We start from the raw sequence: 4,363 nt of genomic DNA on the forward strand, positions 1-4,363 counted from the left end.
AATAACAGAAAAACAAGCTGTTATGACAAGTGATATTTTACCTACAACATATGAAATTGGTGTTCTTCCAGGAAACATCCAAAAAGATTACAATGTTTTAATTGTTGGAGCTGGACCTATCGGTATCTCAGGAATGGTTTCAGTATTAACATTATTAGGTAAAGAAGGAAAATTAATCGTTGCTGATATTGATGACGAAAGATTAAAAAATGCTCTTAAAGTTGGTGCTCATGAAGTTGTTAACTCAAAAGACCATGATGCAGCTGTTAAGAGAATTATGGAAATTACAAATGGTAAAGGTGTTGATGTTGCATTAGAATGTGTTGGATACCCAGCAACATGAAATCTATGTCATGATACAGTAGGTGTTGGTGGACATATTTCAGTAGTAGGTGTTCATGGAACCCCTGTTTCATTCGACTTAGCAAAACACTGAATTAACAATATGACTGTTTCTACAGGTTTAGTTAACGCAAACACAACAGTTGACTTATTAAACAAAATTAAAACAGGTAAAATTGATACAAACGTATTCATCAACAAACCAGAACATGCTGATTTCAAATTTAGTAAAATGTTAGATGCTTACCATGCATTCTCACATGCGCAAGAATCAAAAGCATTTAAAGTAATTATAACAAACGACTTTACATTTAATCCTTTATTAGTTAAACCAAATAATTAATTTCGCATTAAATAAAAAATCAAATGTTTTAGACATTTGATTTTTTTATTCTCATTCAATTGTTCCTGGAGGTTTAGAAGTTATATCATAAACAACTCTATTAATGCCTTTTACTTCATTAATAATTCTTTGACTTGATTTTGCCAAAACATCGTGAGGCATTCTTGTTCAATCGGCTGTCATGCCATCAATAGAATCAACAGCTCTCAAGGCAAGCGTATATGAATAAGTTCTTTGATCGCCCATAACACCAACAGTTTTATTATTTAATAGTACCGTAAAATATTGTCAAATAACATTGTTTAAACCCACTTTTTTAATTTCTTCATCAAAAATAGCATCAGAATCTTGAACTAATTTAATTTTTTCCTTTGTTACTTCACCTATTATTCTAATCGCTAATCCTGGACCCGGAAAAGGTTGTCTATTAACTATGACATCTGGAATATTTAATTTTCTACCTAATTCTCTAACTTCATCTTTAAAAAGAGTTTTGAGAGGTTCTAATAATTTTAAATTCATATCTTTTGGCAATCCGCCAACATTATGATGTGATTTTATTACTGATGCTGTTTTTGTTCCACTTTCAATAATATCTGTATATAAAGTTCCTTGAGCAAGATAAGTAATATTTTTAATTTCATTTTGTTTTTCTTCAAATGTTTTTATAAATTCATTACCAATAATTTTTCTTTTTTGTTCAGGGTCTATTATATTTTTTAACTTTGTTAAAAATTTTTCTTCTGCATCAACATAAATTAAATTCATTTTTAATTCGTCTTTAAAAACTTTTAGTATGTTTGTAGATTCATTTTTTCTTAACAACCCGTGATTTACAAAAACACAAATAAGTTTGTCGCCAATAGCTTTTTGAATTAATGCGGCAACAACTGAAGAATCCACTCCACCACTAAGAGCACATAAAACTTTTTCGTTTTTAACATTATTTCTTATATATTCTACTTGTTGTTCAATAAATTTATCCATATTTCATTCTTTTTTTGCATTACAAATATTAAAAATAAAATTTTTAATTATCTCAATACCATTTATTGTATTTCTAACTTCCGGATGAAATTGAACACCCAGTAATTTATTTTCTTGATCTTCTATAATAACATTTTTACAATTGCTTGATGATGCAACATTAATAAAACCTTTAGGCAATCTTGTTACCTGGTCCATATGGGACATTCATACATTTTCTATTTTATTTAATGATTTTGTTATGTCTGTTTTTTTATTAATAGTAATTTCAGTATGCCCATATTCAGCAGTTCCCCCAGGTTTTACGTCGCCTCCAAGCAATTTGCTCATAAGTTGCATTCCATAACATATACCGAACACAGGTTTTTTCAACTCAAATATTTTTTTATCAATTGTTAATGAATTTTTATCAAAAACTGAATTTGGCCCACCCGATAAAATAAAACCTTTTACCGTTTCATCATCAAAAAATTTGTAAGCATTTTCAATACTTACTAGTTCACTATAAACTCCTAAGTCCCTAATTCTTCTAACTATTAATTGGTTATACTGACTTCCAAAATCAATTACAATAATTTTATCCATATTAGTCCTCAAAAACAACTTTATTATTTTTTAAACTTTTTATTCTTGCTAAAGAATATACATCAAACCCAGAATCATTTAGTGTTTTTCGTCCATTTTGGAAAGTTTTTTCAACTATTATTCCTATACCAACATTCATTGATTCTGATTTTTTAATGATATCCAAACATCCCAAAATAGCTTGTCCAGTAGCTAAAAAATCATCAATAATTAAAACTCTATCATTTTTATTTAAATATTTTTTTGGAACTCTCACGTTAAATACTTTATTTTTTGTAAAAGAATGAACAGTTGCAAAATACGACTCTTTATCATCAATTGATGATGTTTCTTTTTTAACAATTATTAAAGGAACTTTAAATTTTAAAGCCACTAAAACAGATGGTGCTATGCCAGATGCCTCTATCGTCATTATTTTTGTTGGATTGGTGTTTTTAAATTTTTTATAAAATTCATTAGCTATTTCATCCATTAATAAACTATCTACTTGAACATTGATAAAACTATCAACTTTTAAAATTTCTTCATCAATAACAGAACTATATTTAACAATATTATCTTTTAATTTTTTCATTATACCTTTCTTTAAGATAAAATATTTACAATAAAATTGTAAATACATTATTTTTATATATGTATGTATTATGTTGATTAAATTGAAGAATTAAACCTCAAATTATCACTTTGTCAGATTGTTAACGGCAATCTGGTAGAAACTGTATTCCCATATTAAATACATTAAATAGCGGTAATAAAAGGTATTACCACTTATATTTTAACTAATTTTTTATAAATAAAATAAACATCATTTTATTTACTAAATCTTTTTGATCTAGGTAAATAAATACTTCCATCAATATTAGTTATATTATTAATAGCAATAAATGCCTTAGGATCAACCTGTCTAACTTTATAAATTATTCTTGGAACATGATTGTATAAAGTTATAGATGTAATAATATCTAATTCTCTACCAGAAAATCCACCTGTTCCTTTAGTAATTGAAAAACTATAAACAATTTTTTCATCTGTGTTAAATTTTTCTTTTATTTCTTTTGTATGATGAGTGTAAATTTTGCATTGTATTAATTTATATCTTGGAAACAATTTATCTAAAAGAATTGAAAATATTATATTACATATATATGTTGATACAAAATTAGGGGAAAAATACAATGATGGCTTTCAAGATAATTCTTTTAAATACTTAATATCTTTGCTAATTTCAAAATAATTACTATCACTTAAATTTAAGTTTAAGCCAAATGAACTTTGATATTGTTCAAATATATTTTTAATTTCCTTTACATCCGTTGGTAATGATCCTATATCTTTCAGTAATAATGATGCGGGTAAATAGTTACCAATAATAACGGAACCTAAAATTATAAATAAATTAATATATGCATTAATTGCCCCAAAATTTTTTTGTTTGAAAATTGAATAATATTCACCAATTATACCCGTTACACCAGCCGATCCTCCAATTATTGCAATAATAGCAAAAAAGTATGCAAGAATAACTCCATAAACAATTGAGAGAATAATTTGGGCAATAATATTCCCTCCACTTTTGTTTCAATCTAGGGGAATAAGCGCTCATAAATCTACATTATTTCATTTTTCATAAATCATATAATTTTTTAAATTTTCATTAATTTCTGTATGACTAAAGTTACCAATTATATATAATTTATTAACTCCAGGAATTTGTCCTATACCAAAAGATACAAGGCTAGAAACAATTAAAAAAATTATTGTTAGTAAGGTAAATTTCTTACCTATTTTCTTTCATCCAAAAATAAAAATTGGAATACTGAGTATTAAATACATAATCCAGAATAAAGCATGATCAATTAAATTAGAAATTTCCACATTAATTGATTTGTTGGTTCTTAATAGCACAATAACTAACTTTGAAATAGCTTGTCCAATTGCCGCTAAACCAAAATTGTAAATTCCCGGGTTTTTAACTAAAAAAACACCAATAATCCCGAACGCTACCGCAAGCCCAGAAGTTATTAACATTAATTTTCAAGAAGGCATAAGTCCATAAAAATGAGATAATTTTAGAACAAAATTTGACATTCTTGTTTTTAAATAAAC

Annotated in this window: 4 protein-coding genes and 1 riboswitch; of the genes, 1 reads left to right on the forward strand and 3 read right to left on the reverse strand. The window is 26.6% G+C overall.

Features of this window, described 5'->3' with window-relative positions; genetic code table 4:
• Positions 1-685: zinc-binding dehydrogenase (locus T380_RS0103595; protein ID WP_027334510.1), on the forward strand; the 685-nt coding region annotated here is incomplete at its 5' end.
• A gap of 45 nt (positions 686-730) precedes the next feature.
• On the opposite strand, the gene guaA is transcribed toward T380_RS0103595, so the two are convergent.
• From guaA to T380_RS0103610, 3 genes are all read right to left on the reverse strand, one after another.
• Positions 731-2,257, reverse strand: a complete 1,527-nt coding sequence (gene guaA, locus T380_RS0103600; RefSeq protein WP_036437112.1) for a glutamine-hydrolyzing GMP synthase — start codon at positions 2,255-2,257, stop codon at positions 731-733.
• Between the two features lies 1 nt (position 2,258).
• Positions 2,259-2,831, reverse strand: a complete 573-nt coding sequence (locus T380_RS0103605) for a xanthine phosphoribosyltransferase (protein WP_027334512.1) — start codon at positions 2,829-2,831, stop codon at positions 2,259-2,261.
• Positions 2,832-2,921: 90 nt separating this feature from the next.
• Positions 2,922-3,024, reverse strand: a riboswitch (purine riboswitch).
• A gap of 43 nt (positions 3,025-3,067) precedes the next feature.
• Positions 3,068-4,363 (reverse strand): DUF2179 domain-containing protein (locus T380_RS0103610; RefSeq protein WP_027334513.1); only part of this gene is annotated, 1,296 nt, incomplete at its 5' end.

The sequence above is a fragment of the Mycoplasma elephantis ATCC 51980 genome, assembly GCF_000687815.1.
Taxonomy (GTDB): domain Bacteria; phylum Bacillota_I; class Bacilli_A; order Mycoplasmatales; family Metamycoplasmataceae; genus Mycoplasma_H; species Mycoplasma_H elephantis.